We start from the raw sequence: 26,610 nt of genomic DNA, 5'->3' as shown, positions 1-26,610 counted from the left end.
TCATCCTGTTGCGCCGCGGGGCTGCCGTAGCGCTCCTCGGCGGCTTCGTCACCGGGCAGGTAGAGCGGTCCCTTCTGGCCGCAGCCGGCCAGCAGCGCGAGCGACAGTGCTGCCAGCGCAAACGCCCGACTCATGCCTCGCGTCCCAGGGTCGCCAGTGCCTCGCGGGCGCGCTGCGCGGCGGCGCGTACCTGGTCCGGCGCGGTGCCGCCGATGTGGTTGCGCGCCGCCACCGAGCCCTCTAGGGTCAGCACGTCGAAGACGTCGTCCTCGATCACGTCGGAGAACTGGCGCAGCTCGGCAAGGCTCATCTCGGAGAGGTCCTTCTTCTCGCGCAGGCCGAAGGCCACCGACTGGCCGACGATTTCGTGGGCGTCGCGGAAGGCTACGCCTCGGCGTACCAGATAGTCGGCGAGATCCGTGGCGGTGGAGAAGCCGCGGCGGGCGGCTTCATACATGCTCGCCTTGCGCGCTTCGATGGCCGGCACCATGTCGGCGAACGCCTTGAGGCAGTCGCGCACCGTGTCGAGGGTATCGAACAGCGGCTCCTTGTCCTCCTGGTTGTCCTTGTTGTAGGCCAGCGGCTGCGATTTCATCAGCGTCAGCAGGCCCATCAGGTGGCCGTAGACGCGCCCGGTCTTGCCGCGCACCAGCTCGGGCACGTCGGGGTTCTTCTTCTGCGGCATGATCGAGCTGCCGGTGCAGAATCGGTCGGGCAGGTCGATGAAGTCGAATTGGGCGCTGGTCCACAGCACCAGTTCCTCGCTCATGCGCGACAGGTGCATCAGCAGGATGCTGGCGAAGCTGGCGAACTCGATGGCGAAGTCGCGGTCACTGACTGCGTCCAGCGAATTCTCGGCGGGGCGTTCGAAGCCCAGCAGCTCGGCAGTGACGTGGCGGTCGATGGGGTAGGTGGTGCCGGCCAGCGCCGCCGCACCCAGCGGCATCACGTTGACTCGCTTGCGGCAGTCGAGCAGGCGCTCGTGGTCCCGGGCGAGCATTTCGTGCCAGGCCAGCAGGTGGTGGCCGAAGGTCACCGGCTGGGCGGTCTGCAGGTGGGTGAAGCCGGGCATGATGGTGTCGGCCTCGCGCTCGGCGAGTTCGATCAGCCCTTCTCTCAGGCGCTTGAGTTCACCCGCGACCACGTCGATCTCGTCGCGCAGGAACAGGCGGATGTCGGTGGCCACCTGGTCGTTGCGCGAGCGGCCGGTGTGCAGCTTCTTGCCGGTGATGCCGATCTTGTCGGTCAGGCGTGCCTCGATGTTCATGTGCACGTCTTCGAGCTTCACCGACCACTGGAACTCGCCGCGCTCGATCTCGCCGCGGATCTCGGTGAGGCCCGCGACGATGGCGTCGCGTTCGGTATCGGACAGTACGCCCACCCGTGCCAGCATGGTGGCATGGGCGATGGAGCCCTGGATGTCCTGCAGGGCGAGGCGTTGGTCGAAATCGACCGAAGCGGTGAAGCGTTCGACGAAGGCATCGGTGGGTTCGCTGAAGCGACCGCCCCAGGACTGGTTGGTGCCGGGGTTTGTGGAACTAGGGCTCATCGGCGTGGGCATCCTGCGTGTTGCATGCTGTGGTGTTCGAGAGCCGCGCGCGGCGGCTACAGTCAGGTCTTGCAGTGTACCAGAGTCGGCGCGGGTGGCGAGGGGCGGCGGCGGTAGCGCGGGAGACTCGATTTTTCCTGTTTCGCCGGGTGCTTTATGATGAGTGTCAATGACCGTCTACCGGCCGGTGACGGATAATGTTGCGGCAACGACTGCTGAGCAGGGGCCGCCCGGGCCCGCTGAATGGGGAGAACCACGTGCGATCCAACACAACGCTGCGCATTGCCACCCGCAAGAGCCTGCTGGCCATGTGGCAGGCCGAACACGTTCGCGACCTGCTGATGGCCGAGCATCCCGGGCTCGAGGTGGAGTTGGTCGCGCTCTCCACTCGTGGCGACAAGATCCTCGACACGCCGCTGGCGAAGATCGGCGGCAAGGGGTTGTTCGTCAAGGAGCTGGAAGAGGCGATCCTGGACGGCCGCGCCGATATCGCCGTGCATTCGATGAAGGACGTGCCCATGCATTTCCCCGAAGGCCTGGGCCTGTCGGTGATCTTCGCCGGTGCCGAGCCCACCGATGCCTTCGTCTCCAACCGCTATGGCTCGCTCGATGAGCTGCCCGAAGGGGCGCGTATCGGTACCTCGAGCCTGCGCCGCGGCCTGCAGATGCGCGAGCAGCGTCCCGACCTGGAGATCCTCACCCTGCGTGGCAACGTCCAGACCCGCCTGGCCAAGCTCGACGCCGATGAATTCGATGCCATCATCCTGGCCACGTCCGGGCTCAAGCGCCTGGGGCTCGGCGAGCGCATCGCCCAGGAGCTGCCCCCCGAGGTGTGCCTGCCGGCCTGCGGCCAGGGCGCGCTGGGCATCGAGTGCCGCATCAGCGACCCGGAGCTGATCGCGCTGCTGGCGCCGCTGGACGACCCCATCACGGCGACCCGGGTGCGCGCCGAGCGCGCCATGAACACCCGTCTCGAGGGTGGCTGCCAGGTCCCCATCGGCGGCTATGCCACCTTCGAGGACGACGGCCAGACCCTGTGGCTGCGTGCGCTGGTGGGCAACCCCGAGGGCACTGAGGTCCTGCGTGCCGAAGGACGCGGTTCGATCCACGAGCCGGAGGCTCTCGGCGTACGGGTGGCGGAAGACCTGCTGGAGCAGGGTGCCGGCGAAATCCTGGCGCAGGTTTACGGCGCCTGAATGGCTGCCGGGCTTCCCGTCCTGATCTGCCGGCCTGGCGAGCGTGCCGCTGCCCTGGCGGCGGCCATCGAGGCCGCGGGCTACCCAGTGGCGAATCTCGATGCCATGGCGTTGGAGGCGCTGCCCGAGACCCCGGCGATGCGCCAGGCATGGCTCGACTTCGACCACTTTCACAAGGTGGTGGTGGTCAGCCCCTTCGCCGCCGAATGCCTCTACCATGCCTTGGATCGCTACTGGCCGCAGCTGCCGCTGGGTGCGGCCTGGTATGCGGTGGGGGCGGCCACCGCCGAGGCCTTGCACGAACGGCTCGGTGTGCGCGTGCACCTGCCGGTGTCCGCGGCCGGCGAGGACACCAGCGAGGCGCTGCTCGAACTCGCTTCGCTGCGCTCGCTCGACGGCCAGCGTGTGCTGCTGGTGGCCGGCGAGGGAGGGCGAGCGCTACTGGCCGATACTTTCTCGTCGCGCGGTGCGCGGGTCACGCGGCTGGCGCTCTATCGGCGACGCCTCCAGCCGCCACCCGCCGCCTTGCAACAGCGGCTCGCCCGGGGCGAGTTCCGGGCACTGGTAGTGAGTAGCGGAGAATTACTCGAACATCTGGCAAGATGGTGCACCAGGGCCACCTTGAACCAACCGCTAATCGTGTCGAGTCGCCGGTTGGCTACACTGGCCGACGACTTGGGGTTTCGCACTCCCGTGGTGGCACCGGGGGCCACACCGGCAGCGCTTGCCGGCGCAGTGGCCGAGGCCTGTGACCAGGAGGATGCCGATGTCGATCAAGATGATCTCGAAAAGGGCTAGCGACTGATGAGCAAGCAGACCAACGAGCAGGATGAACAGAAGGCGCCTTCCGGAAAAAAGGGCAAGGACGACAAGGGCCGCGAGGCCGGGGCCAAGGACAAGCCCGGCAGCGACGCTGGCCAGGGTCGCTCTCAGGAGCGTGGCGATTCATCACCGCCGCCAGTGGAAGGCAAGGCAGGCGAGCAGAAGCCGGCAGCTTCCACCGGCACTCCCGCGGGCCAGGGTAAGGGCGCCTCGACAGACTCACCTGCTCCGACCGCTGCCAAGAGGGAAGACGACGTCAAACCGACCTCTGACAAGGCCGGCGGCAAGCCCGCCGCCACGAAGCCGGAAAGTGACAAGCCGGCCGCGACCGGCAGCAAGGGGGGCGATGCCAAGCCGGCCGCTTCCGGCCAGACCCCGGCCAGCGACAAGGCCGGCAGCGACGCACCCAAGGCGGCACCGGTCGGAGGCGGCGGCAGGCCAACCTCGACCACCGCTGGCGGCGACGGCAAAGGTGGCGGTCGTGTCGCCGGTGTGCTGGCGCTGATCCTGGTGCTGTTCCTCGGCATCGGTGCGGGCCTTTTTGCCTGGAACACCTGGGAGCGCCTGGACGCCCAGCAGCAACGTTTGGCCGAACTCGAGGAGCGTGCCAGTACCTCGGCCGACGAGTTCGCCAGCCTGCGCGAGCAGCTCGAGCGCGGAGAACAGGAACGCGACGCTGCCCTTTCGCAGGCGGTCGAATCCATGCAGGGCGAATTCGCCAGCTACCGCAGCGAGGTCGACGGCGCGCTCGACCAAGTGCTCGACGAACTCTCCCGCGAGCAAGACACCGACGAGCGTGAATGGCTGCACGCCGAGGCTGCCTATCTGCTGCGCCTGGCCAACCAGCGCCTGCAGCTCGAGCGCGACGTGGAAGGTGCCGCTGCCCTGCTGCGCACCGCCGATGCCCGCCTGAACGAAGCCGACAACCCGGCCCTGCTCTCGGTGCGCCGTGCCATCGCCTCGGAGCTGTCGATTCTGGATGGCGTGCCGGAGGTCGATCGTACCGGTCTCTATCTCGCTCTGAACGCTCAACAGCAGCGTCTGGCACAGCTGCCGCTGTCGCGTGAACTCGAGGAAATCCCGGCGCGCTCCGGCATCGAGGAGGCGCCCAGCGGTGGCTGGGAGGAGCAACTCTCGCGCTTCGGCCAGGAGCTCAAGGACCTGATCGTCATTCGCCATCACGACGAGGCGCTCGAAGGGCTGGTCACGCCGGAACAGGAGTCCTACCTGCGCCAGAGCGCGCGCCTGGTGCTGGAACAGGCCCAACTGGCGCTGCTCAAGGAGGAACAGGAGCTGTATGAGGCCAGCATCGACAAGGCGCTGGAGCTGATTCGCGGCTACTACGATACCGAGCGCAGCGAGGTTCAGGCAGTCATGCAGCGGCTCGAGGAGCTCAAGGGCGAGACCATCCAGCCCGAGCTGCCCGACATCAGCGGTTCCCAGCAGGCCCTGGCCGAATTCATCGATCGTCGTTTCGGTTCGCGCGGCGGCCAGGGAGATGAGGCATGAGAAAATTGCTGCTGATCGTTCTCCTTGGTCTGGCACTGGGAGCGCTATTCGGCCAGCTGATGGTATCGGTACCCGGCTACTGGCTGGTGCGGGTGGGCGATACCTCCTACCAGACCTCGTTCTGGTTCGGCCTGATACTGCTGCTGGCGGCGTTCCTGATCCTGCATTTCGTGCTGCGAATATTGATGCGCCTCAGCCATCCCGTCAGCCGGCTCAAGGTGTGGAACCGGCGAACCCGCCACCGCAATGCCATGAAGCGCACCGTGCGCGGCCTGGTGGCGCTGGCCGAAGGGCGCTGGAAGCGCGCCGAGAGGTCGCTGGTCAAGGCTGCCGACGACTCCAGCACGCCGCTGGTCAACTATCTTTCCGCTGCCCTGGCGGCCCACTACCAGGGCCGCTACGAGCAGGCCGACACGCTGCTCAAGCGAGCCCACCTCTCCACCGAAGGGGCCGACAGTGCGGTGGGCCTGATGCAGGTCCAACTGATGCTGGATCGCCAGCAGTACGAGGAGGCGCTGGCGATTCTGACCCGTCTCGATAGGCAGATGCCCAATCACCCACAGGTGCTCAAGCAGCTCAAGCAGGCCTACCTCAGCGTCAACGACTGGGACGGCCTGCGTCGGCTGATGCCGCGCCTGGCATCGCGCCAGCTGATTTCGCCACAGGAGCGCAACCAGTTGGAGCTGCGTGCCTACAAGGAGCTGCTCGTTCACGAGGCGCGCGATCCGAGTAACGTCGAGCGCATTCGCAGCCTGTGGGCGGACATGCCGGATGCACTGCGCGGCAACGTCGAGCTAGTGGTGCTGTATACCGAGGCGCTGGTGCGCGGCAACGAGGAGGGCATCGCCGAGCGCCTGCTGCGTCACTCGCTCAAGGAGCACTGGGACAGCCGGCTGGTGTTGCGCTACGGGCTGCTCAACGTCGACCCGGCGCGCCAGTTGGTGCATGCCGAGAAGTGGCTGCAGGAGCGGCCCAACGACCCCGATCTGCTGCTCACACTGGGCCGCCTGGCGCTGCGCAACGCCTACTGGGGCAAGGCCCAGGAGTACTTCGAGGCGAGCCAGCGCCAGCGTCCCAGCGGCGTGGTGTGCGCCGAACTCGCGCGTCTCTACGCCAACCTGGGCGAGCACAACAAGAGCCAGCTGTACTATCGCCAGAGCGTCGAGCTGCTCGACAAGTCGCTGCCCTCGCTGCCCCAGCCCGCCGAGCCGGCAGTCCAGCCTGAAAAGTCCGACGAGGCGAAGGCCAAGAATAAGGCCGGCTGATAGCCGTTGCCTCGATGCAGAAAACCAGAAGGGCGCCACAAGGCGCCCTTCTGCTGTGTGCTGCTCACACCCTTTGGTTGGGCAGGGCGAAGGAGACCGCCTGGTCGCTGACCTTGGGCAGCAGGATGGAATTGCCGCCCACCGCGAAGGTGACATACTGCTTGCCCTCGTCGGTATAGACCGCCGGCATCGAGACGGCGGGGGCATCCACCAAGTGCTTCTTCAGCACTTCGCCGCTCTCCGGATCGACGGCGCCCCCTGCGGTTTGCTTGTCATGGTAGCTCCGTCCCTTGAACGCCTTCGAAGCATGGTTGGCCGCGCTGGCGGAGCGCTGGCAGCGCTACGCCAGAGCCCAGGAACAGTATAGGCACGCCCCACGACTCTTCCGGCCGGCGTTCTGCTCGAACCAGGACCGAGACGACAACGCCTTCCACCGTGCGGTGCAAGGCGTGTCGTATTGCTTACGGCCTACCGCTTACCGCTCATCCTCATGGTCGCCCTGGGGTGCCGGGTCGGGTTTGGCGCGCGGATCGTCTTCGCTTTCGCGGCTGCTTTCGCCGGAGCGGGGCTGGCCGCCGGGGCGGCCGTCGATGTCGAAGTTCTGCTGCATCAGACGCACGTTGGCCGGCGGCGCTTCGCCCTCCTTGCCCACGCCGAAGTAGAGCGTGGTGTGCGGGAAGGGGATCTCGATGCCCTTGGCGTCGAAGTGCAGCTTGACCAAGCGGTTGTAGGCACGTCCCACGCCCCATTGTGTGCCCGGCGTGGTCTTGATCCGCACGCGGATGTTGATCGAGCTATCGCCGAGACCCGTGACGCCGGCCACTTCCAGCGGTGCGACGATGCTCATCTTGTGGGTCTCGTCGGTGGCCAGCTCGTCGAAGGCTTCGCGCAGGGCGACGATCGCCTCGTCGATGCTCTCGCGGTAGGCAATGCCGTACTCGCCGACGTGGTAGCCGAACTCACGCATGAAGTTGGACACCGTATCGACGCTGGAGAAGGGCACGATGTGATAGGCCCCGGCCAGGTCGCGGATGCCCACCGAGCGGATGCTGAGGCGCTCGGCAGTGCCGGTGATGCCGCCCACCGAGACCACGTCACCGGTGTTCATGGCGTTTTCCACCTGAATGAAGATACCGGTGATGATGTCTTGCACCAGCTTCTGGGCGCCGAAGCCGATGGCCAGGCCGAGCACACCGGCACCGGCAATCAGCGGACCGATGTTGATGCCGATCTCGGACAGCACGATCATCCCGGTCATGGTGATCAGGGCGATGGCCAGGGCGTTGCGGAACAGGGACAACAGCGTTTTGGCGCGGGCGTCGGGCTCGCCGGAGCCCGTTTCCGGATTGAGCTTGTGCTCGATCACGCTGGCCAGGGCCAGCCATACGCCAATGGCGACCAGCAGGATCACGGCCACGCTGACCAACGTGCCGATCAGTCCACGGCCGGGTTCGGAGGCGTACCAGGCGGCCAGATCGAAGGCGCCCCAGGCGTTGAGCACCAGCATCACCACCGCCACCAGGATCACGGTGCGGATGACCCGCAGCGCGTTGGGTATGTAGCTGTTGAGCCGCGGCTCGAGCTGCGGCAACTTGCGGCGCAGATCGTCGGAGAGCCGGATGCGCCGGCCGATGATTTGTGTCAGCAAGCTCGACAGCAGCATGCCGACCACCACCACGACCACGGTCTTGAGCGTGGCGAAGAGCACGAACGGCAGGGCGTCCACCGGACGCGTCAGGGTCAGTACCAGCACCATCAGGAAGTAGGCCAGGGCGAACAGGTGCCAGGTGCGGGCGAACAGCTGCAGCGAAATCCGGGTGGCAGTGAAGTCGGAGCGGGCCGCCATGGCATTGAGCTCGTCGCGAAGGCGAGTGCGGTTCTTGAGCACCACCGCCACGGCGTAGATGAAGGCGCCGAACATGATCAGCGCGCCGACACCCTGGCCCAGTGTGGGTGCCAGATAGAAACTGACCAGTGGCACCACCACCAGCAGGCCGTAGCCCACCAGGCCGACCAGCCGCGCCAGCCAGCGGTTCCAGTATGAGGCCTCACTGGAGCTGATCGGCAGCAGCCGCAGCCCCTCGTAGCGGGAGGCGAACAGCATGCGCATGGCCGCCTTGATCAGCTCGATGATCAGGAAGGCATTGAGGAACAGCGAGGCGCGGGTCGACAGCTCGCCGGCTTCGCCGATGGCGAAGGTGGCGATCAAGTTGCCGCCGACGTAGGCCAGCGCCACTACCAGTACGTCGATCAGCGCCGCGACGGTGACGCAGAGCACCAGGCGGATGATCGGATTGAGCCCGCTTTCCTGCCGCGACCACTGGCTCAGTCGGGAGAAGAGCGGCCGCGACAGGTGGCGAAACCCCATGAACAGGAGGAAGGTGGCGAGGATCACCAGCCCCAGGTTGATCACCGCGGTGGTGAAGTCGCCCCAGTTCAGGGCGGTGGTATCGGTATCGGCGCTGAACAGCCCTGCCACGATGTCGACCAGGTTGCGAACCTCACCGCCGACGTCGCTGACGACGCGGCTGGTCATTTCTGCCAGCCGCCTGGGCAGCGATATCGCTTCCTCTACCTGACCGGTCTCGGCGGCCAGCGCTGGGTCGGCGGCCTGGCGGCGCAGGTGATCGATCAGCTGTTGCCGGGTCTGCTCGTTCTCGAGCAGCTCGGCAAGGGCTTCCGGGGCGGGAACGGCGTCGTCGGCAGGCTGGGCCAAGGCCGGTGCAGCGACCAGCAGGGCGAGTATCAGCCAGCCGAACAGCCAGGGAAGAAACCGGTGTGCTATCACGCATGACCTCCGTCTCGGGCGTGTCGGGCGGGGAACGATATGTATTTCGTCCCGCTAATGATAGGGCGTTAGGGCTCGGGGGACGAATGGGTAGTTATTAGTTATGCAGACATTGTACATAACTATTCTTGTGTGTCATATTTGCCATGCGTCCTTCCCCAGGGCGCGATTCCCTGATAGAAGCTCTATCCTCTTGGCCATCCTCCCTCCGGATGGCTTCTTTTTTTGTTTGGCCAAGATTAGTCAGGCTCTAGCCAGGCTGAGTCCTCCGTTCGTATGGGCTATCCTGTCACTCCCCCGGCTAAATAGAGCCGTTCCGCCCAAGCCATAAATGCATCGACATGACCAAGGGATACGACTCTCTTTCCACACCTTGGACGCAGCGCGAGATCGCACTGCTGCTACAACATTACCCTGTGCTGGAAGCCTCCGAGGTGAGGCGCCAGTTCCTCCCTCACCGCAGCAGCAACGACATCTACACCAAGGCCCAGCAGCTCGGTTTGCACAAGGCAGCGACGGCGGACCCCGTGGAGTCGCCGCCCTGGACCGAGGAGGAGCTTGGGTTGTTGCGGCGCCATTACGACGTGCTGCCCGGAGCCGACCTGCATCGGCAATACCTGCCGCGCAGAAGCGTGGAAATCATCCAGCGCAAGGCGCGGCGGCTGGGCTTCGACGTGCCGCGGCACGTCGCCAGCCAACCCTGGACCGAGCGTGAATTGTCAGTCCTGCAACGACACTACGCTGCTCTGGGGGCGGCGCAGGTGCATCACGCTCATTTACCCCACCGCACCGTCAAGGCCATCCAGCACAAGGCGAGACAGCTAAATCTTGTGTACCGTGCAGCAGGGACAAGTTCTGTATCACGGCGTTGGACGGACGAGGAGCTCGCACGGTTCCGCCAGCACTACGGCACGCTGCCCGTGCCGGAGTTGCAGCGGCGCTACTTCCCCGAGCGTTCGGCGGCCGCCTTGCGGCGTCTGGCCACGGGGCTGGGATTGTCGCGAGCGGACTACTCGCAACCCTGGAGCGATGAGGAAATCGCTCTGCTGCGGCACCACTACGCCCAGGGCGGTCCACCAGCAGCGGCCAAGGCATTGCCGCATCGTTCGAGTGTCAGTCTGCGCGGCAAGGCGAAGAAGCTCGGGCTGCACTGCCCGGTACCGGTGGCGGGCGAAGGCTGGACGGAGGAAGAACGCCAGCGCCTGGCCTGCTTGCAGCATCTGCCTTTGCCGGAACTGCTCGCGCATTTCCCCGAGCGCAGCCGCCGGTCAATCGACAGCCAGCGCAGCCGCTTGCGGCGAGGACGACACAAATAAGCGTGAATGGCTGACAAGCCGTATGGCAAATGTCTTACACGCCGCCCATTGTCTCCCTGCCGGGCATCGACTACGGTAACTCACTCTCACGGTTCCTAACCTCTTGATACCAAACATCCCATTGCTCACCGCAGGGAGGCGCGAGTATGGCCGGATCGCACGGCTTGGCATTCACCTTGGAACGCGATGGCGCCGAAGGTCTCGATCTGGCGGTGGTGACGTTCACCCTGGAGGAGGAACTGTCCCAGCCCTTCGAGCTCAGCGTGTCCTTCGCCAGCCGCGACGGCGGCATGACCGCCAAGGACTGGCTCGACGTCAATGCCACCCTGACGGTGTGGCAGGATGGCGAGCCGGTGCGCCGGGTCACCGGCGCGGTGGCGCGCTTCGCCCGCGGCGATACCGGCCACCGGCGCACTCACTATGAGGTCGTCATTCGCCCGGCGCTATGGCGCCTGAAGCTGCGCCACAATTCGCGGATCTTCGAAAACGCCCCGCCGCTGAGCGTGATCCAGACCCTGTGCGAGGAGCACGGCATCACCGACGTAGCCTTCGCCATCCGCCGCGAGCCGCAGGTTCGGGAATACCTCACGCAGTTCCGTGAGCACGACCTGACCTTCCTCCAGCGCCTGGCGGCGGAGGAAGGTATCTTCTTCTATTTCGAAGCCGCCGAGGGTAGCAGCCGGGCAGTGTTCGCCGACGACGCACAGCTGTTACCTAACCTAGGCAGCAAGACCTACCACGCCCGCGCCGGGGGCTCCCTGGCCGATGCGCGCTATCTCTACCACCTGCGCCAGGAGTCCTCGGTAGCGCCCGCGGCGGCGGTACTACAGGACTATTCGTTCAAAAAGCCAGACTACGCCCAGTTGCACGAGCACCACGCCGATGGGCTCGAGTCCCATGCCCAGCGTGGCGTCGTCGATAACAATGGGTACGAGCATTACGACTTTCCCGGCCGCTTCAAGGCCGACGCCTCCGGCGAAGCCTTCACCCGCGTGCGCCTCGAGTACCTGCGCCGCGACGCCTACCTGGCCAAGGCCGAGAGCAACCTGCCCGAGCTGTCGCCCGGCCACCGCTTCACCCTGGCCGACCACGACGTGGACGAGTACAACACCGAGTGGCAGGTGGTGAGCATCCGCCACGAAGGGCACCAGCCCCAGGCCGTGCAGGAGGACGCCGTGGCGGCGGCGGAAGGCGGCGACGCCACCCGCCTGACCAACAAGCTGTCAATGATGCCGGCCAGCCGCACCTGGCGCCCCAAGCCCACCACCCGGCCCCGGGTCGATGGCCCCCAGGTGGCCACGGTGGTGGGGCCCGAAGGCGAAGAGATTCACACCGACGAATTCGGCCGGGTGCGCGTGGTGTTCCCATGGAATCGCGAGGGTACGGCCAGCGCCTGGCTGAGGGTGGCCCAGGGCTGGGCCGGTGCGGGCTACGGCATGTTCGCCCTGCCGCGAATCGGCCATGAGGTGGCAGTCGCGTTCTGGGACGCGGACCCGGACCAACCCTACGTCAGCGGCAGCGCCTACCACGCGGTCAACACCCCGCCCTATGCCCTGCCCGAGCACAAGACCCGTACCGTCATCCGCACCAAGAGCCACCAGGACGAGGGCTTCAACGAAATTCGCCTGGATGACCGTACCGGCGACGAGGAGATCTGGATCCACGCCCAGAAGAACCTCAACTTCCTGACCCTCAACGACCGCCGCGAGGTGGTCCAGCACGACAGCCACCTCAAGGTGGAGAACGACCGTCTCGGCGAGATCACGGGCAACGACCACCTGACCGTACGCGGCCAGCAGTACCGCCAGATCGACGGCGACGACCATGCGCGTATCGGCGGCTCGGCACACCGCCGCTATGGCGATGCCCTGCTCGCCGAGGCCGGCCAGCACATTCACGTCAAGGCCGGCGACAGCGTGGTCATCGATGCTGGCGCCAGCATCTCCCTCGCCGCCGGCGGCAGTTTCATTACCCTGTCGCCCAGCGGCGTGGCGATCAGTGGCCCCAGCATCAAGCTCAACTCCGGCGGCAGCCCGGGCAGAGGCGCCGGCCAGGCCGCACAGGCGGCACTGCTGCCGGGCCACGTGACGCCGGAATCCCCCGAGTGGCCCAGCGTGCCCGAGCACCGCCTCGAACAGGCGGCGGCGCTGCGTTCGCCGATCATCGAGATGTGTCAGAAACCCACCGACGGCAGTCCCTGCCCGTTGGGCCAGAGCTGTCCTTGCGAGGAGGGCTGAGGCATGCCGGTATTGCACCAGGCGCAGGCGCTCGACTCGCTGCTGCCCTCTGCGCTGTCCCGCTGGCTGGTGCTCGACCGGCTGCCCGATACGCTAAAACGGCTCTACGATCTGGAGGAGATGCCGGTCTACGTGCCGCTGTATGCACGTACCCGCTTTGCCGGCAGCCTTGCTCAGAGCCCCCTGCTGGTGTCGGTGAGCGATCCGCTCGCGCCCCTCTGGCAGGCCTTCGTCGAGGGGTACGGTGAGACGCCGCTGCGCGGCGTCATCGTCACCAGTCATGCACCTCAGGCCGAGGTGGTGGCCCACCTGCGGGCGCGCCTGGAAATCCGGTTCTATGGCCAACGCAAGGGGCTGCTGCGCTTTTACGACCCCTGGATCGCCGCCCACCTCTTCTCTTCGGCCGCCGCGAGCCGCCATTGGCTGGGGCCGTTGGAGCGTGTGGTGTGGCATGGCGGCACCTTCGAACAGCGCGCCGAGGCAGGCAGCCAATGGTATGCGTTCGCCGCCGCCGAGCCGGATGCCCCAGCGCCGTCACTGGCCATGCTGCCAGACGACAAGCCGCTGGCCCTGGCGCCGGAGCAGGAAGCGGCCATGGAGCGTTACGCCATGCGCTGGCCACTGTGGCGCCAGCAGGTCGAGCGCCACGGCCTGGACGAGAACGTCCAAGCCCACGCCCAGCGCTTCGTCAGCGCCTGCCGGGAAGCCGAGCGTTTGGCGCTGCCTCCTAGCCAATGGGCCGATTACCTGGCCTGGCGTTTCGCCGCTCCCGATGCAGTCTGGCCCGAGGGAATTCTCGACATGCCCGTGGCCTCTCGTCTGGCCCACCTGCAATGGCAGGCCGAGCTTGCCCAGACGAGCGCCGCCACCCAAGAGGCCAATGGCACTCGCCACAGCACGGATGCCCTGGCAAAGAACGAAGACGACGAGGTACTGGCCCTGCTGGCAGGGACGCATGCAAGGGAGAGAGGATAAGCCATGAGCGATGAAGTGCGCGGTGGGCCGCTGAGCGAGCCAGGCCCGGCCTGCGAGCCCAAGATGCTGATCGTGGAAGTCATGGGCAAGGAGCACCCCGAGGGCCAGGATCTCGTGCTGTTCGACCGCTACCGCGAGGGGTATCTGAGCGATCCGGCCAAGGAGACGCTGGAACCCCTGCCGTCCAGGGTCAGCGTGCTGCACAAATGGCGCTGGGAAGGCATGCGTTCCGTCGACGTGCACCTGGAGATCGCAAGCGAAGCCGGCGAGCCGATCCGCCTGCCACTTTATGAGCGCCTCTGGGACACCCCCCGCCAACAGCGCACCCACCAGCGCTGTGTCGTCCAACCGGTCATGCCCATGGCTCTGTGGCGCTCGCTGGACGGCGCCGCGCTTAACGGAACCCGACGCGAGGCTCTACCGCTGCGGGCCGGCTACCTGTACGTCTTCTATCGGGACCTGGCCTGGCGCGAAATCGAGGTCACCGCCAATGCCGAGACGGGCCAACTCGAATTCCGCGACATCGATCTGGCCGCCCACTGCGATGCCGACGGCCGGTGCCAGGAGGATCGCCGACCGGCGGCGGGTGTCGCCCTCGAGGAGATCTGGCTACCGCTCAGGGAGAATGGCCGTACCGTTGACGGTGCCCTCGAAATCGCCTATTCCGAAGTGCAGTGGTCGGCGGCGCGCCTCAACTACCTTCAAGACGACAGCCGGGCTCGCCGCACGCGCTGCCATACCCCCAACCTCAGCGCGGCCAACAACCTTGCCTCCCCGGGCAGGCTCTACACGCTCTCCCAGGAGGAGCCCCAGCGTCTGCGCCTGCCCTTCCTCGAACAGCAAGTGGCCCAGCCGGAGCGGGTCACCCGGGACCTGGCTGGCGAGGCATTGCCACAATTGCTCGATCAGGCCGTGAGCGAAGCGCAAGCGTTCGGTGATGCCCAGCGTGCCGCGCAGTGCGCACGCGAGGCCAGCAATCCCGACTCGCCGCTGTTTCTCAACGCCAAGGCGCGCCTCGACGCCCTGGCCTCGTTGAGCGCCCACGCCGCCGGCGAGCCCGCGCCGGATGCCACCCTGTGGCAGGGCGAGAGCGGCGAGGATTGCCTGGCCGATGCCTGTGCCCGCCAGATTCCGGGGCTGGTCCTTGCCGATCCCCTGTTCGAGCTGCGCCAGGCCATGTACGGCTGCCAGGCCAGCCTGCAGTACTTGCAGGCCATCCCCAGCCTGGCAGCGCAGGACGACTTCTACGAATGCGCCGCCCTGATCAACCAGACGGTGCTGCCGCAACGCAACAAAGCCGGCCAGAACAACCAACTGCACCGCTATGCCCGTAGCGCCGATCTCAGTGAGACCGGCGAACTGAGGCGCATCCTGCGCAGCGCCCAGCGCGAAACCGCACGTGCACAGCTCGCCGCCTACCAGGCGCGCCTGCATCAGCTGCTGCTGGCGCATGAAACGCCGGTTCTGTTGGCCGACCTGTTCTCACTGGAAGGCCACGACTACCTGGGGGCCTACTCCCTGGCGGCCGACCTGCTCGACGCCTTGCGCGTCTCCCCCGAGCAGGCCGACGCCCTTTACGCCGAACCGCTGACGGGCCCCTCATCGGGTCAGCGCTTTCTGGCCGACGTGCTGCGGGACGGCAGCGGCTACGCCCTGCACGCCCTGCTGTTTCCCAGCGACGAGGCCGCCTCGATGGCGGTGCCGCTGGCGCTGCCCGAAGAAGAAGACAACCCCGGCGACGGTCGGGTCCGCCTCAAGGCCCTGGCCGAGCAGGCCGAACTCGAGGTGCCCGACGACGCGGACGACGTGCAGCTGCTGGAAACTTCCATGCTCGCCCTGCTGGCCAATGAAGACGACTTTCCCTGGAGCGGCGAACTCAAGCGTTGGGCCAACGCCGTGGACCTGATCCTGGGGCGCTTCGCCGAATACGGCGCAGCGCTCTCCGATCAGATGGCCGCCTCCGCGCTGGCGGTACCGGCGCAGCGCCTCGCCCGGGTCGGCCTGGCCGAGCTGCTGGGTGACGTGACCGCCCGGCAGCGGGCGGGCATACCCGAAAACGCGGTGATTCTCGGCGTCCAGGACCGAGCAGGAAATATCATCAACGGCCTGAGCGACAGCGACCGCCGAAGCGATGCCCATGCGCGAGCCCGCCGCTGGTTCGACGGCGTGGTGCGCAAGGCCACGGGGCAGGAACTCACCCCCCGGCTGGCCCAAGGCCTGGCGAGGGCCGGTGAAGCGATTGGCGAGCAGCACCTGACGGTGCTGGTGGCCGAACCCGACTCCCGGGCCGCGCAGCTCGCCCGCAAAGCAGAGCAAAGCACCGCAAGTGCCCGGGATCTAGGGCGGGCTACCGATGCGATTCGGTTGCCATATGTGATTGCAGTGTTTGAATTTTTTAATTTAAGGCAAGAATGGAAACGTTTAGAGCAAGTAGAATCAACAAGGCAGCAGATTGGCACGCTGAGTGCCTTATTCGATTTATCTATCGCGTCCGCAAAAGCCATAGAGTTTTATGGTGAACGCCATAACCGGATGAATGCTCTACGTACCCGAGGTATCAGCCGCGAGTATCCGTTGGGCAATGCCCTGATGCGCTCGCAATTCACTGTCTTATCTGCGCTTGGAGGACAACTGAGAGGCGTCATCAGCGTGGTCAATGTCGCCGGAGTAGCAGCCGGCGTGCTGAGCTCCGCCTTGCTGGCCGTGGATGCCTGGCAGCGCTTTCAGCATGGCAATCTGGGTGCGGGCATCGCCCTGAGCGTGGCATCGGTCGGTACCGCGGTGGTGGCCGGCAGCGCGCTGTTCAAGACCAGCCCGCTGTGGCTGGGCCTGGGCCCGGTGGGCTGGATCGCCCTGGGGATATCGGTGGCGGCGGTACTCGCTTCCCTCTGGCTGCGTGACAACGCGCTGGAGGAGTGGCTGCGCCTTGGCCCCTTCGGCAGCAACGAACGCTACGGCTGGCGCCACGATCCGCAAGAAGCCTTCGAACGCCTGATCAGTCAGTTCGCCGGCATTCGCATCCGTATCGATGCCATCGGCGCGGCCACTCCCGAATCGGTAGCAGCCGACTCGGCCCAGCATCCGGCGCCCGGGGTGATGAGTACCACCGCCCCGGTGGGCCATGTCGACCGCCTGACCGCCGAGCATGACCTGCGCCACGTTCCGGGGCCCTTCGCCAATACCCGGGTGGTGGTCAAGAGCAACATCCCTGGCCTGGCGGAAGGCTGGGACCAGGTCGTCCATCTGCGTTTGCGGATCATCACCGAGCGCAAGCACGAGTCCCGCCGGGAAGGATACTTCGAGTGGCGGCAGCGGGAGAGCCGCTGGAGCGAGCCGATAGCGCCCCTGTTCGAGCGTCACACCGCCGACGGCCGCGAGTACTACCTCTGGATACCGCCGCCTGAGGTCACGCCGGGCAACTGGTTGAGCGCCGAGCAGCGTACCCGCCGCGAACTCGCGGTGCGTGTACAGTGGCAAAAACTCGATGGGACCGAAGCGGCGCTGCCGGCATTGCCGCGCCTGCTGCCGGCACCGGGGCCCACCGAGACGGCCAATGCGGCCGAAGCGCTGCAGCCCAACTTCGAACGTACCGGCCGGCCCTACTGGGCCGACGAACAGACCCATCGCGACACCGGGGAGTCCCATGGCTGACACGCCCATCACCTACGCCGCCGATGCCTATACGCCTGAGCGGGCCCAGCAGCCGCGTTCGGAGGAGTGCCGCCACTCACGGCGCTTTCGCCTGGCCGCCGCCAGCGGCCAGCGCCTGCCGCGCCGTCAGCCCACCGTGGACATGGCACCCACGACCCGTGGCATCCGCCTGGTACCGCCCCAGGAGCTGCGTAAAATCGAGAGCCAATCCTACTACCGGGTGCGGCCGGAAGACCGGCCAACGCACCCGGTACGCATGGATGAGGAATGCCTACGCTATACCAGCCAGACCAAGCGGGATTTCTTTTTTGGTGTTATTCGAGCACTCGGTTTCATAGGCCTGGTATGGATGACCCCACTTGCAATTCTGGGAATCACAGCGATGGCAGCCTCATTCGCTGCAAATGCCAGATATGGCGGTTTTCTATCCAACTTTTTCGGATATTCTGGATGGAGTATCCTCTTGTTTTTAGCGCTCCCAGCTTTAATTATGTGGGGAGGGGCGCATTTAATCTATCGGCTCTTCCCAAACTGGACCTCAGGCTATCAACCCGGCCCCATGTGGGAGCTGAACCGCGCCACCGGCAAGGTGGTCGTCTTCGCCAATCCCGGCAAGAGCAGCACCGCCTGGCAGGTGGCCCACGAACTGCCCTTCGAGGAGTTCGACTGCTACCTGCAAAGCACCCCCAGCCACCAGGGCCTGCCGCAGTTCAATCTCAGCCTGGTGCACTACCGCGAGGAGGCCCACGTCGCCCTGGTGGGCATGTTCAGCGCTACCAGCAGCCACGTAGAGCAGCGCGCCGCCTGGGACATGATCCAGCGCTATATGGACACCTCCCAGCCACTGCCGGACATCCCCGTGTTCGAGATCTACCGATCGCTCGATCCGGCCACCATCGAGCATGACCGGCGTACCAGGCGCAATCCGCGCTTCTGGCGCGACATGGACGACGCCACCTACGAGCGCCACGTCAGCGAGCATCAGGACAAGTTGAATGCCTTCTACCGCGGCTGAGGTGGCCTTCATCGCGCCCAAGCCCAATGCCGCTTCCGACGCCCTGCCACGCCTGCTCCCAGCGCCGGGGCCAACCGAAACGGCCAGCGCAGCCGAGGCGCTGCAGCCCGATTTCGACCGTACCGGCCGACCCTACTGGGCCGACGAACAGACCCATCGCGACACCGGGGAGTCCCATGGCTGAAACACCCATCACCTACGCCGCCGATGCCTATACCCCCGAACGGGCCCACCAGCCACGCTCCGAGGATTGCCAGCACTCACGGCGCTTCCGCCTGGCCGCCGCCAGCGGCCAGCGCCTGCCACGCCGCCAACCCACCGTGGATATGGCGCCGATGCGCGAGCTGCGCGACACCCCGCCGGCAAGGCTGCGGGAGATCGAAGCCATGCCGGGGCATACGCCCCGGCCACCAGACCGCCCCGAACACCCCCTGCGCTGGGATGAGGAGTGCCTGCGCTATACCAGCCAGACCAAGCGGGATTTCTTGTTTGGAGTGATGCGTGTTTTAGGTATGGTAAGTTTTTTCTTATTTCTTTTTGTTGGAGTGCTAGTAATGGCGCTCCTGTTTGCTATGTCGTGGGGAGACAGCCAAATTGGCTCTGAGCATTACTTGGTAATGGGAAAGGTCATCGGCTTTTTATGTATTATCGCCCTCTCATTATGGGGGGGGGCGAATTTAATCTATCGACTCTTCCCCAACTGGGCCTCAGGCTATCAACCCGGCCCCATGTGGGAACTGAATCGCGCCACCGGCAAGGTGATCGTGTTTTCCAATCCCGCCAAGAAAAGCACCGCCTGGCAGGTAGCGCATGAGCTGCCCTTCGAGGAGTTCGACTGCTACCTGCAAAGCACCCCCAGCCACCAGGGCCTGCCACAGTTCAACCTCAGCCTGGTGCACTACCGCGAGGAGGCCCACGTCGCCCTGGTAGGCATGTTCGGTGCCACCAGCAGCCACGTGGAGCAGCGCGCCGCCTGGGACATGATCCAGCGCTATATGGACACCTCCCAGCCACTGCCGGATACCCCCATGTGGGAGGAATTCCGCTATCTCGATCCCACTACCCTTGAACATGACCGAGACACCGGGCGCAACCCGCGCTTCTGGCGCGACATGGACGACGCTACCTACGAGCGCCACGTCAGCGAGCATCAGGACAAGCTGAATGCCTTCTACCGCGGCTGAAACGCCCATCACCTACGCCGCCGATGCCTATACGCCTGAGCGGGCCCAGCAGCCGCGTTCGGAGGAGTGCCGGCACTCGCGGCGTTTCCGCCTGGCCGCCGCCAGCGGCCAGCGCCTGCCGCGCCGTCAGCCCACCGTGGACATGGCCCCCATGGCACGAGGCATCCGCCTGGTGCCGCCCCAGGAACTGCGCGAGATCGAAAGCCAGTCGTACTACCGGGTTCGGCCGAAGGACCGCCCCACGCACCCGCTGCGTATGGACGAGGAGTGCCTGCGCTATACCAGCCAGACCAAGCGGGATTTCTTGTTGGGAGTGATGCGTGGGTTAGGTATGGTGGGCTTTTTCATGTCCCTATTCGCCATCTCTGCTTTAACCATTATGATTATAGTTATACGCAAAGGGCTTCCTCCTCGTGAGGAACTAATAATCATGGGTGAGGTATACTTTATTTTTCTTTCTGTAACACTTGGCATGTGGGGGGGGGGCAAACTTAATCTATCGCCTCTTCCCGAACTGGTCCTCAGGTTATCAGCCCGGCCCCATGTGGGAGCTGAATCGCGCCACCGGCAAGGTGGTCGTCTTCTCCAATCCCAGCAAGAGCAGCACCGCCTGGCAGGTGGCCCACGAGTTGCCCTTCGAGGAGTTCGACTGCTACCTGCAATCCACCCCCAGCCACCAAGGCCTGCCGCAGTTCAATCTCAGCCTGGTGCACTACCGCGAGGAGGCCCACGTCGCCCTGGTGGGCATGTTCGGTGCCACCAGTAGCCACGTGGAGCAGCGTGCCGCCTGGGACATGGTCCAGCGCTACATGGACACCTCCCAGCCACTGCCGGACATTCCCGTGTTCGAGATCTGCCGCCCGCTCGACCCGGCCACCATCGAGCATGATCGAGACACCGGGCGCAACCCGCGCTTCTGGCGCGACATGGACGACACCACCTACGAGCGCCACGTCAGCGAGCATCAGGACAAGCTGAATGCCTTTTACCGTGGCTGAGCCGCCCATCGCCGAGCGCACCTCCAATGCCCTGCCGCGCCTGCTGCCGGCGCCGGGGCCGACCGAAGCGGCCAGCGTGAGCGAGTCGCTGCGGCCCGATTTCGAACGTACCGGCCGACCCTACTGGGCCGACGAACAGACCCATCGCGACACCGGGGAGTCCCATGGCTGAAACGCCCATCACCTACGCCGCCGATGCCTATACGCCTGAGCGGGCCCAGCAGCCGCGTTCGGAGGAGTGCCGGCACTCACGGCGCTTTCGCCTGGCCGCCGCCAGCGGCCAGCGCCTGCCACGCCGTCAGCCCACCGTGGACATGGCACCAATGCGCGAGTTGCGTGACACTCCACCGGCCAAGCTGCGGGAGATCGAAGCCATGCCGGGGCATACGCCGCGACCGCCAGACCGCCCCGAACACCCCCTGCGCTGGGATGAAGAGTGCCTACGCTATACCAGCCAGACCAAGCGGAATTTCTTCTTTGGAATAATCAGAGTTACAGGAATTGTAGGTATTTTCTGGCTTACTCCAATAACTTTTCTTACAGCTATCATTCTGGCAGCAATCGATGCAAACGACGCCAGGACTGGTAACTTTTTTTTCAATTTTATTGCTTTTTTTTGGTGGGAAGGAACACTGCTAGTACTTATTGGAAGTCTAGTTCTATGGGGGGGGGCAAATCTAATCTATCGTCTCTTCCCCAACTGGTCCTCAGGCTATCAACCCGGCCCCATGTGGGAACTGAATCGCGCCACCGGCAAGGTGGTCGTCTTTTCCAATCCCGGCAAGAAAAGCACCGCCTGGCAGGTGGCCCACGAACTGCCCTTCGAGGAGTTCGACTGCTATCTGCAATCCACCCCCAGCCACCAGGGTCTGCCGCAGTTCAATCTCAGCCTGATGCACTACCGCGAGGAGGCCCACGTCGCCCTGGTGGGCATGTTCGGTGCCACCAGCAGTCACGTGGAGCAGCGCGCCGCTTGGGACATGATCCAGCGCTATATGGACACCTCTCAGCCACTGCCGGATACCCCCATGTGGGAAGAATTTCGCCATCTTGATCCCACCACTCTTGAACATGATCAGCGTACCGGCCGTAATCCGCGTTACTGGCGGGATATGGATGATGATGCGTTTGCGCAGCGCGTCAACGAGCAGCAGGACAAGCTGAATGCCTTCTACCGCGGCTGAGGCGGCCATCGTCGCGCCCAAGCCCAATGCCGCTTCGCGGCGGCTGCCGGCACCGGGGCCCACCGAAACGGCCAGCGCAGCCGAGGCGCTGCAGCCCGATTTCGAACGTACCGGCCGACCCTACTGGGCCGACGAACAGACCCATCGCGACACCGGGGAGTCCCATGGCTGACACACCCATCACCTATGCCGCCGAATCCATAAAAGTCATCTTCAGGCCGTACAGGGACAGTATTCTCCTGACTCATGCCTCTATAGTCAGCAGTGTTTTCTGCCGATTTCCTGGGCCGCGAGTGGGTAATCAGCGCCACCAAGCGCTGATTACCTGTAGCTCTGTCATCAGGAATCTTGCAGCAGCGACCGTATCTGCCGGACGTTGGCTTCGAGTTCCGCCTTGAAGGTGTCCATGCGCTCGGGGTCGGCTGCACCGAGAGGCGGAAGCATCATGCCAAAAACGCCGTTACTTGGCTGCAGTGTGCTCAGCCGCTCCTCGACTTGTTCCGCTTGGGTTCTGACCTGCTGGGCATAATGACCGTTACAGGGCGGCGGAGCGTACCAGCGCAAGTTGTTCGGCAATGCGACGTCTCGTGATTGGGCCTCGTTTTTTGCGTCGTTCAGTGCCGTGCAGAGTTCATCGAAAGTCGTGAGCCGTTCATCGAGCGATGCCAGGAGGTTGGCGATGGTCTCCTTCGCTTCTTCGATCTGGGCCTGTTGATGGCGCTCGCGAGCCTCTGCTGCGGCTTGCTGGGCTGCCAGCCTAGAGGGTTCTGCAAGTTCGCTGACGCGCTCCCCCAGTTGGCGTTCATCGAAATGGGCCAGCTCCAGCCCCATGGGGTTGCGGTCAGGGTTTTCGAGATACTCTCTGAGCCCGACACGGCACTCTGCCTTCATCTGCCCGAGGAATTCGGCGGGAATGTCCTTGACGATCTCGTCTTCCAGCCCGGAGAGCAGGCGAACGCACTCCTCCAGGCCGCGGGAGATGCTGGGAGGAAGCTGTTCGCCGTGAGCCTCTCTGCTTTCGCCCAGCAGATGGAGCAGTTGTTCGTCGCTTACCTGAGGCGTGGAGTTGCCACAGGCGGCAAGGAGGGGAAAGGCGATAAAGGCCAGTCGGCGTGCATGGCGTGTGCTCTTCAAGGTTCCTTCCTCATTATGTTGGGGATGGGCGATTGCGAATCCCTAGGGTATGGTCGGAGCATATTAGAGCTAAGCGGTTTCTGCCGCCAGGCCCAGAGTGAAGGGCGCGAAGCATGCTTGGCTTGCCGCATTGTCAGGGGGCTTGGCTAGTCCATCATGAGTCGCTTTTTGTTCATTGCCGACGACTCGGCTAGCATCGGCAAGCGAGAGCGGCGACGACAGGGGGATGCGGGTGAACATGGGGTTACTGCTGATGGTGGCAGCGGGAGGTGCGTTGGGGGGCATGGCGCGACTGGCAGTCTCCAATCTGTTCGCCAGGCGGGTGGGATCGGCGTTTCCGTGGGGCACGCTGGCCGTCAATCTCAGCGGAGCGCTGCTCGCGGGCGGGCTGGCCGGCTGGTTCGGCATGTCCCATGAGGCGGGCATGCCGAGGGGGTGGTCGCTGCTGGTGGTAGGGCTGCTGGGCGGCTATACCACCGTTTCCTCCCTGAGCCTGCAGAGCCTGGCCTTGTGGCAGAGTGGGCGTCGGCGTGCCGCGCTCGCCAACATGGCAATCACCCTGGTTGCCGGATTGGCGCTGGCCGCCTTGGGCTGGTGGCTGGTGGGGTGGTTGGCATGAGCGGCTGGCGCAGCTATGCGGCGGTGGGACTGGGCAGTGCCCTGGGTACGTCGCTGCGCTACCTGGTGTCGCTGTCCACGCTGGCCGTGCTTGGCACTGCCTTTCCCTGGGGCACGCTGGTCGTCAACCTGCTGGGTTCGTGGTTGATCGCTGCTTTTGCCGCCCTGGTTTCCTTGCGCGGCGGCAGGGCTGCCCGCTGGCAGCCCTTCCTGGTGGCCGGTTTCTGCGGCGGCTTCACGACCTTTTCTCTGTTCAGCCTGGAAACGCTGCATCTGCTAGAGATCGGTCGGCCTGGCCTGGCGCTCATCTACGTCCTGCTCAGCGTGCCGCTGTGGCTGGCCGCGGCCTGGCTGGGCGATCGCTGCGTGCGGGTTCGCCACGGCTGACGCGCCTGCTGCCTGCACCGACCCTTCACTCAGCGCCTGGTCTTTTCGGTGGCTTTCCTGGCCGCCTTGTTCGTCTTGGCCGGCTCGGGAGCCTCGGGCTCGCCTCGGAAACGTTCGCGCACCAGCGCCAGCAGGCCCTGGGTCGAGGCGTCGAAGTCCTGGCTGTGTTCGTCGATGCGCTCGCTGATCTCGCCGGCGATACGCTTGCCCAGCTCCACGCCCCACTGGTCGAAGGAGTTGATGTTCCAGATCACTCCCTGCACGAATACCTTGTGCTCGTAGAGTGCGATCAGCGCGCCGAGGTTCTTCGGCGTCAGCTCGTCGAGCAGCAGTACGCTCGAGGGGCGGTTGCCGGGGCAGCTGTATGGGTCGAGCCGGCTGCCGCGCTGGCTGCCTTCCATGAAGGCGTTGGCCTGGGCCAGCATGTTGGTGAGCAGGGCGAAGTGATGCTCCTCCATGCCCGGCTCTGGCTTGAGCGAGGCGATGAAGTCGATCGGCACGTAGCGTGTGCCCTGATGCAGCAGCTGGAAGAAGGCGTGCTGCCCGTTGGAGCCGGTCTGGCCCCAGACGATGGGCCCGGTCTTGTAGTCCACCGGGTGACCGAAGATGTCCACCGACTTGCCGTTGGACTCCATGTCGAGCTGCTGCAGGAACGAGGGTAGCTGATGCAGTGCCTGGTCGTAGGGCACGATGGCCTGAGTCTCGGCGCCCATGAAGTTGATGTGCCAGATGCCGATCAGTGCCATCAGCACCGGCATGTTCTCGCGGAAGGGGGCGGCCAGGAAGTGCTGGTCCATCTCGTAGGCACCCTGGAGCATCTCCATGAAGCCGTCGAACCCCACCGCCAGCGCAATGGGCAGGCCGATGGAGGACCACATCGAGTAGCGGCCGCCGACCCAGGCCCAGAACTCGAAGACGTTCTCCTCGCGCACGCCGAAGGCCATGGCGGCCTTCTTGTTGGTGGATGCGGCGACGAAGTGGGCGCCCAGGTCGGCCTCTTCGCCGGCATTGTCGAGGAACCAGCGGCGCGCGGTCTTGGCGTTGAGCAGGGTCTCCTGGGTGGAGAAGGTCTTGGTCGAGACGATGAACAGGGTAGAGGCGGGATCGAGGCGGGCCAGCACCTTCTGGATGTGGGCACCGTCGACGTTGGAGACGAAGTGGAAATTGAGTTCGGGATGGCGGTGCTTGAGCAGCGCGCGACAGGCCATGTTGGGGCCGAGATCGGAGCCGCCGATACCGATATTGACCACGTCACGGATGCGCTTGCCGCTGTAGCCCTTCCACTCGCCGTTGCGCACGGCCTCGGCGAACTGACGCAGCTGCTCGCGGGAGCGGCGGATCTCGGGCATCACGTCCTTGCCGTCGACCATCACCGGGGCATCGCCCATGTTGCGCAGTGCGGTGTGCAGGACGGGACGGTCCTCGGTGACATTGATGATGTCGCCGGAGAACATCTGGGCGCGGCGCTGCACCAGGGCGGAGTGGTCGGCCAGCTCGATCAGCTTGGTCAGCACCGCCTCGGAGACCTGGTGCTTGGAATAGTCGAGGAACAGCCCACCGACACGCAGGCTCATCTTGTCGAAGCGCTGGGGGTCGGCGGTGAAGTAATCGCGAATGCGGTCGTTGGCGATTTCCTGACGCAGCCGCATGAGGGCCTGCCAGGTGACGCTACGGGTGAGCTGGAACATGGTTTCCTCGCACGTGCGCGGGCTCGGCCCGCCATCTCTCGTTATTGGGGGTTGCGTGTGGCCATCCAGGCGTCGGCGTCGGGAATGGCCATCTCGTAGGGCTGGCCGAGCCAGGGTGAGCTGATCAGGAAGTCGGCGCTGGCGGCATTGCATGCCACCGGCACGTTCCACAGCGCGGCCAGGCGTAGCAGCGCCTTCACATCGGGATCATGTGGCTGGGGCGCGAAAGGGTCCCAGAAGAAGATCAGCAGGTCGAGGCGCTGTTCGGTGATGCGCGCACCGATCTGCTGGTCACCGCCGAGCGGGCCGCTCATCAAGCCTTCCACTTCGAGCCCGAGGCTTGCCGAGAGGCGCCCGGCGGTAGTGCCGGTGCCCACCAGCTCGTGCTCGACCAGGGTGTCGCGCCAGCGCGAGGCCCATTCGAGCAGCTCACTCTTCTTGCCGTCGTGGGCGATCAGTGCGATGCGCTTGCGTGCCGGCAGGGTGCGCTGCACGCTGCGCCGGGGGCGGCTGTCGGTCATGGCTGGCCTACCTCGAGGATCTTCAGGGTATTGGTTCCGCCGTGGGCGTTCATGTGGTCGCCCCGGGTCAGGATGACATGATCTCCCGGTTCGGCAATCCCCTTCTCCACCAGCAGCGCCAGCGCCCGGTCGTTGAGTTCGCCAGCCGCCATCGTGGTGGTGTCGAACGGCAGCGAGACCACCCCGCGGTAGAGCGCCATGCGGCGCTGGGCGATGGGGCTGTGGGCGAGCCCGACGATGGGCAGCCCCGAGCGGATGCGCGAGGCGATCAAGGGCGTGTAGCCGGTGGAGGTCATGCAGGCGATGGCGGCCACCCCGGTGAGGTGGTTGGCAGCGTACATGGCGGAGAGCGCGATGGTCTCGTCGATGCGCGAGAAGCCCTCGTGGATACGGTGACCCGACTCCTGGGCGACGCGCTCGCGCTCGGCGCCCAGGCACACCCGGCGCATCGCCTCGAGCGTTTCCACCGGGTAGTCGCCGGCGGCGGTCTCGGCCGAGAGCATCACCGCGTCGGTGCCGTCGAGCACGGCGTTGGCGACGTCGAACACCTCGGCGCGGGTGGGCAGCGGCGAG

The 26,610-nt window shown here is 65.4% G+C and carries 24 protein-coding genes and 1 pseudogene; 17 read left to right on the top strand and 8 right to left on the bottom strand.

Annotation, left to right across the window (positions count from 1 at the left end; translation table 11 throughout):
* Window positions 1-23: 23 nt before the first annotated feature.
* Both lptM and argH read right to left on the bottom strand, forming a co-directional pair.
* Window positions 24-134 (bottom strand): annotated as a pseudogene (lptM, locus tag ACUY1T_RS08010) (LPS translocon maturation chaperone LptM); the annotation flags it as partial.
* The gene (gene argH / locus ACUY1T_RS08005; RefSeq protein WP_446021669.1) at window positions 131-1,549 is read right to left on the bottom strand and encodes an argininosuccinate lyase; all 1,419 of its coding nucleotides are present in this window, start codon (window positions 1,547-1,549) and stop codon (window positions 131-133) included. The gene argH and the pseudogene lptM, both read right to left, overlap by 4 nt.
* Window positions 1,550-1,806: 257 nt before the next feature.
* Between argH and hemC the strand changes: the two genes are divergently transcribed.
* The 4 genes from hemC to ACUY1T_RS07985 are packed head-to-tail and all read left to right on the top strand — an operon-like array spanning window position 1,807 to window position 6,341.
* Window positions 1,807-2,745, top strand: a complete 939-nt coding sequence (hemC, locus tag ACUY1T_RS08000) for a hydroxymethylbilane synthase (RefSeq protein ID WP_446021667.1) — start codon at window positions 1,807-1,809, stop codon at window positions 2,743-2,745.
* Entirely contained in the window at window positions 2,746-3,543 is a 798-nt protein-coding gene (locus ACUY1T_RS07995; protein WP_446021665.1) for a uroporphyrinogen-III synthase, read from the top strand.
* Window positions 3,544-3,549: 6 nt separating this feature from the next.
* Window positions 3,550-5,076 carry a uroporphyrinogen-III C-methyltransferase gene (locus ACUY1T_RS07990; RefSeq protein WP_446021663.1) on the top strand — a complete coding sequence of 509 codons (1,527 nt, stop codon included), beginning with the start codon at window positions 3,550-3,552 and terminating at the stop codon, window positions 5,074-5,076.
* Window positions 5,073-6,341: a heme biosynthesis HemY N-terminal domain-containing protein gene (locus tag ACUY1T_RS07985; protein ID WP_446021661.1), complete on the top strand. Its 1,269-nt coding sequence runs from the start codon at window positions 5,073-5,075 to the stop codon at window positions 6,339-6,341. The genes ACUY1T_RS07990 and ACUY1T_RS07985 overlap by 4 nt, the downstream gene beginning before the upstream one ends.
* Before the next feature lie 64 nt (window positions 6,342-6,405).
* Here the strand turns inward: ACUY1T_RS07985 and ACUY1T_RS07980 are convergent, their stop codons facing one another.
* On the bottom strand, window positions 6,406-6,570 hold the full coding sequence (locus tag ACUY1T_RS07980) for a hypothetical protein (RefSeq protein WP_446021660.1): 165 nt from the start codon (window positions 6,568-6,570) through the stop codon (window positions 6,406-6,408).
* 246 nt (window positions 6,571-6,816) lie between these two features.
* Complete coding sequence (ybiO, locus tag ACUY1T_RS07975) at window positions 6,817-9,129, bottom strand: mechanosensitive channel protein (protein ID WP_446021658.1); 2,313 nt, start codon at window positions 9,127-9,129, stop codon at window positions 6,817-6,819.
* A gap of 341 nt (window positions 9,130-9,470) precedes the next feature.
* Here ybiO and ACUY1T_RS07970 point away from each other — a divergent pair, with 341 nt between their 5' ends.
* From ACUY1T_RS07970 to ACUY1T_RS07920, 11 genes are all read left to right on the top strand, one after another.
* Window positions 9,471-10,445 carry a hypothetical protein gene (locus ACUY1T_RS07970; protein ID WP_446021656.1) on the top strand — a complete coding sequence of 325 codons (975 nt, stop codon included), beginning with the start codon at window positions 9,471-9,473 and terminating at the stop codon, window positions 10,443-10,445.
* Window positions 10,446-10,591: 146 nt separating this feature from the next.
* Window positions 10,592-12,682, top strand: coding sequence for a type VI secretion system Vgr family protein (locus ACUY1T_RS07965; RefSeq protein ID WP_446021654.1), 2,091 nt, complete (start codon window positions 10,592-10,594; stop codon window positions 12,680-12,682).
* A gap of 3 nt (window positions 12,683-12,685) precedes the next feature.
* On the top strand, window positions 12,686-13,657 hold the full coding sequence (locus ACUY1T_RS07960; RefSeq protein WP_446021652.1) for a DUF4123 domain-containing protein: 972 nt from the start codon (window positions 12,686-12,688) through the stop codon (window positions 13,655-13,657).
* A 3-nt stretch (window positions 13,658-13,660) separates the two neighbouring features.
* Complete coding sequence (locus tag ACUY1T_RS07955; RefSeq protein WP_446021651.1) at window positions 13,661-17,308, top strand: toxin VasX; 3,648 nt, start codon at window positions 13,661-13,663, stop codon at window positions 17,306-17,308.
* Window positions 17,301-18,323 (top strand): hypothetical protein, encoded by a 1,023-nt coding sequence (locus ACUY1T_RS07950; protein WP_446021649.1) that lies wholly within the window; start codon window positions 17,301-17,303, stop codon window positions 18,321-18,323. Before ACUY1T_RS07955 ends, ACUY1T_RS07950 begins: the two co-directional genes overlap by 8 nt.
* A complete protein-coding gene (locus tag ACUY1T_RS07945) occupies window positions 18,304-18,507 on the top strand; it encodes a hypothetical protein (protein ID WP_446021647.1) in 204 nt (67 codons plus the stop codon). The genes ACUY1T_RS07950 and ACUY1T_RS07945 overlap by 20 nt, the downstream gene beginning before the upstream one ends.
* Window positions 18,500-19,507, top strand: a complete 1,008-nt coding sequence (locus ACUY1T_RS07940) for a hypothetical protein (RefSeq protein WP_446021645.1) — start codon at window positions 18,500-18,502, stop codon at window positions 19,505-19,507. The genes ACUY1T_RS07945 and ACUY1T_RS07940 overlap by 8 nt, the downstream gene beginning before the upstream one ends.
* Window positions 19,508-20,049: 542 nt before the next feature.
* Window positions 20,050-20,505, top strand: a complete 456-nt coding sequence (locus ACUY1T_RS07935) for a hypothetical protein (protein WP_446021643.1) — start codon at window positions 20,050-20,052, stop codon at window positions 20,503-20,505.
* Window positions 20,486-20,677 carry a hypothetical protein gene (locus tag ACUY1T_RS07930; protein ID WP_446021641.1) on the top strand — a complete coding sequence of 64 codons (192 nt, stop codon included), beginning with the start codon at window positions 20,486-20,488 and terminating at the stop codon, window positions 20,675-20,677. The genes ACUY1T_RS07935 and ACUY1T_RS07930 overlap by 20 nt, the downstream gene beginning before the upstream one ends.
* Window positions 20,670-21,689: a hypothetical protein gene (locus tag ACUY1T_RS07925; RefSeq protein ID WP_446021639.1), complete on the top strand. Its 1,020-nt coding sequence runs from the start codon at window positions 20,670-20,672 to the stop codon at window positions 21,687-21,689. The genes ACUY1T_RS07930 and ACUY1T_RS07925 overlap by 8 nt, the downstream gene beginning before the upstream one ends.
* The gene (locus ACUY1T_RS07920) at window positions 21,670-21,861 is read left to right on the top strand and encodes a hypothetical protein (protein ID WP_446021638.1); all 192 of its coding nucleotides are present in this window, start codon (window positions 21,670-21,672) and stop codon (window positions 21,859-21,861) included. Before ACUY1T_RS07925 ends, ACUY1T_RS07920 begins: the two co-directional genes overlap by 20 nt.
* Window positions 21,862-22,028: 167 nt before the next feature.
* Here the strand turns inward: ACUY1T_RS07920 and ACUY1T_RS07915 are convergent, their stop codons facing one another.
* Window positions 22,029-22,823, bottom strand: coding sequence for a hypothetical protein (locus tag ACUY1T_RS07915; protein ID WP_446021636.1), 795 nt, complete (start codon window positions 22,821-22,823; stop codon window positions 22,029-22,031).
* Between the two features lie 238 nt (window positions 22,824-23,061).
* On the opposite strand from ACUY1T_RS07915, the gene ACUY1T_RS07910 reads away from it, so the two are divergent.
* Together ACUY1T_RS07910 and crcB are read left to right on the top strand one after the other, a co-directional pair.
* Window positions 23,062-23,442, top strand: coding sequence for a CrcB family protein (locus ACUY1T_RS07910; RefSeq protein WP_446021634.1), 381 nt, complete (start codon window positions 23,062-23,064; stop codon window positions 23,440-23,442).
* Complete coding sequence (crcB, locus tag ACUY1T_RS07905; protein ID WP_446021632.1) at window positions 23,439-23,828, top strand: fluoride efflux transporter CrcB; 390 nt, start codon at window positions 23,439-23,441, stop codon at window positions 23,826-23,828. The genes ACUY1T_RS07910 and crcB overlap by 4 nt, the downstream gene beginning before the upstream one ends.
* 29 nt (window positions 23,829-23,857) lie before the next feature.
* Here crcB and pgi read toward each other — a convergent pair whose 3' ends face one another.
* The 3 genes from pgi to ACUY1T_RS07890 form a co-directional block, all read right to left on the bottom strand.
* Window positions 23,858-25,516, bottom strand: coding sequence for a glucose-6-phosphate isomerase (gene pgi / locus ACUY1T_RS07900; protein ID WP_446021630.1), 1,659 nt, complete (start codon window positions 25,514-25,516; stop codon window positions 23,858-23,860).
* A gap of 41 nt (window positions 25,517-25,557) precedes the next feature.
* On the bottom strand, window positions 25,558-26,037 hold the full coding sequence (locus ACUY1T_RS07895) for a methylglyoxal synthase (RefSeq protein ID WP_446021628.1): 480 nt from the start codon (window positions 26,035-26,037) through the stop codon (window positions 25,558-25,560).
* The coding region (locus tag ACUY1T_RS07890; RefSeq protein ID WP_446021626.1) for a pyruvate kinase at window positions 26,034-26,610 on the bottom strand (577 nt) is incomplete at its 5' end. The genes ACUY1T_RS07890 and ACUY1T_RS07895, both read right to left, overlap by 4 nt.

Source organism: Billgrantia sp. Q4P2, assembly GCF_052806135.1.
Note: the sequence above shows the minus strand (reverse complement) of the source record. Positions and strands in the feature narration are given on the sequence as shown.

Bases quoted from the DNA above. Each gene is read 5' to 3' on its own strand.
- argH (WP_446021669.1), bottom strand. From the start codon at position 1,549: ATGAGCCCTAGTTCCACAAACCCCGGCACCAACCAGTCCTGGGGCGGT.
- ACUY1T_RS07995 (WP_446021665.1), top strand. From the start codon at position 2,746: ATGGCTGCCGGGCTTCCCGTCCTGATCTGCCGGCCTGGCGAGCGTGCC.
- ACUY1T_RS07990 (WP_446021663.1), top strand. From the start codon at position 3,550: ATGAGCAAGCAGACCAACGAGCAGGATGAACAGAAGGCGCCTTCCGGA.
- ACUY1T_RS07985 (WP_446021661.1), top strand. From the start codon at position 5,073: ATGAGAAAATTGCTGCTGATCGTTCTCCTTGGTCTGGCACTGGGAGCG.
- ACUY1T_RS07970 (WP_446021656.1), top strand. From the start codon at position 9,471: ATGACCAAGGGATACGACTCTCTTTCCACACCTTGGACGCAGCGCGAG.
- ACUY1T_RS07965 (WP_446021654.1), top strand. From the start codon at position 10,592: ATGGCCGGATCGCACGGCTTGGCATTCACCTTGGAACGCGATGGCGCC.
- ACUY1T_RS07960 (WP_446021652.1), top strand. From the start codon at position 12,686: ATGCCGGTATTGCACCAGGCGCAGGCGCTCGACTCGCTGCTGCCCTCT.
- ACUY1T_RS07955 (WP_446021651.1), top strand. From the start codon at position 13,661: ATGAGCGATGAAGTGCGCGGTGGGCCGCTGAGCGAGCCAGGCCCGGCC.
- ACUY1T_RS07950 (WP_446021649.1), top strand. From the start codon at position 17,301: ATGGCTGACACGCCCATCACCTACGCCGCCGATGCCTATACGCCTGAG.
- ACUY1T_RS07945 (WP_446021647.1), top strand. From the start codon at position 18,304: ATGCCTTCTACCGCGGCTGAGGTGGCCTTCATCGCGCCCAAGCCCAAT.
- ACUY1T_RS07940 (WP_446021645.1), top strand. From the start codon at position 18,500: ATGGCTGAAACACCCATCACCTACGCCGCCGATGCCTATACCCCCGAA.
- ACUY1T_RS07935 (WP_446021643.1), top strand. From the start codon at position 20,050: ATGTGGGAGCTGAATCGCGCCACCGGCAAGGTGGTCGTCTTCTCCAAT.
- ACUY1T_RS07930 (WP_446021641.1), top strand. From the start codon at position 20,486: ATGCCTTTTACCGTGGCTGAGCCGCCCATCGCCGAGCGCACCTCCAAT.
- ACUY1T_RS07925 (WP_446021639.1), top strand. From the start codon at position 20,670: ATGGCTGAAACGCCCATCACCTACGCCGCCGATGCCTATACGCCTGAG.
- ACUY1T_RS07920 (WP_446021638.1), top strand. From the start codon at position 21,670: ATGCCTTCTACCGCGGCTGAGGCGGCCATCGTCGCGCCCAAGCCCAAT.
- ACUY1T_RS07910 (WP_446021634.1), top strand. From the start codon at position 23,062: ATGGGGTTACTGCTGATGGTGGCAGCGGGAGGTGCGTTGGGGGGCATG.
- crcB (WP_446021632.1), top strand. From the start codon at position 23,439: ATGAGCGGCTGGCGCAGCTATGCGGCGGTGGGACTGGGCAGTGCCCTG.
- pgi (WP_446021630.1), bottom strand. From the start codon at position 25,516: ATGTTCCAGCTCACCCGTAGCGTCACCTGGCAGGCCCTCATGCGGCTG.
- ACUY1T_RS07895 (WP_446021628.1), bottom strand. From the start codon at position 26,037: ATGACCGACAGCCGCCCCCGGCGCAGCGTGCAGCGCACCCTGCCGGCA.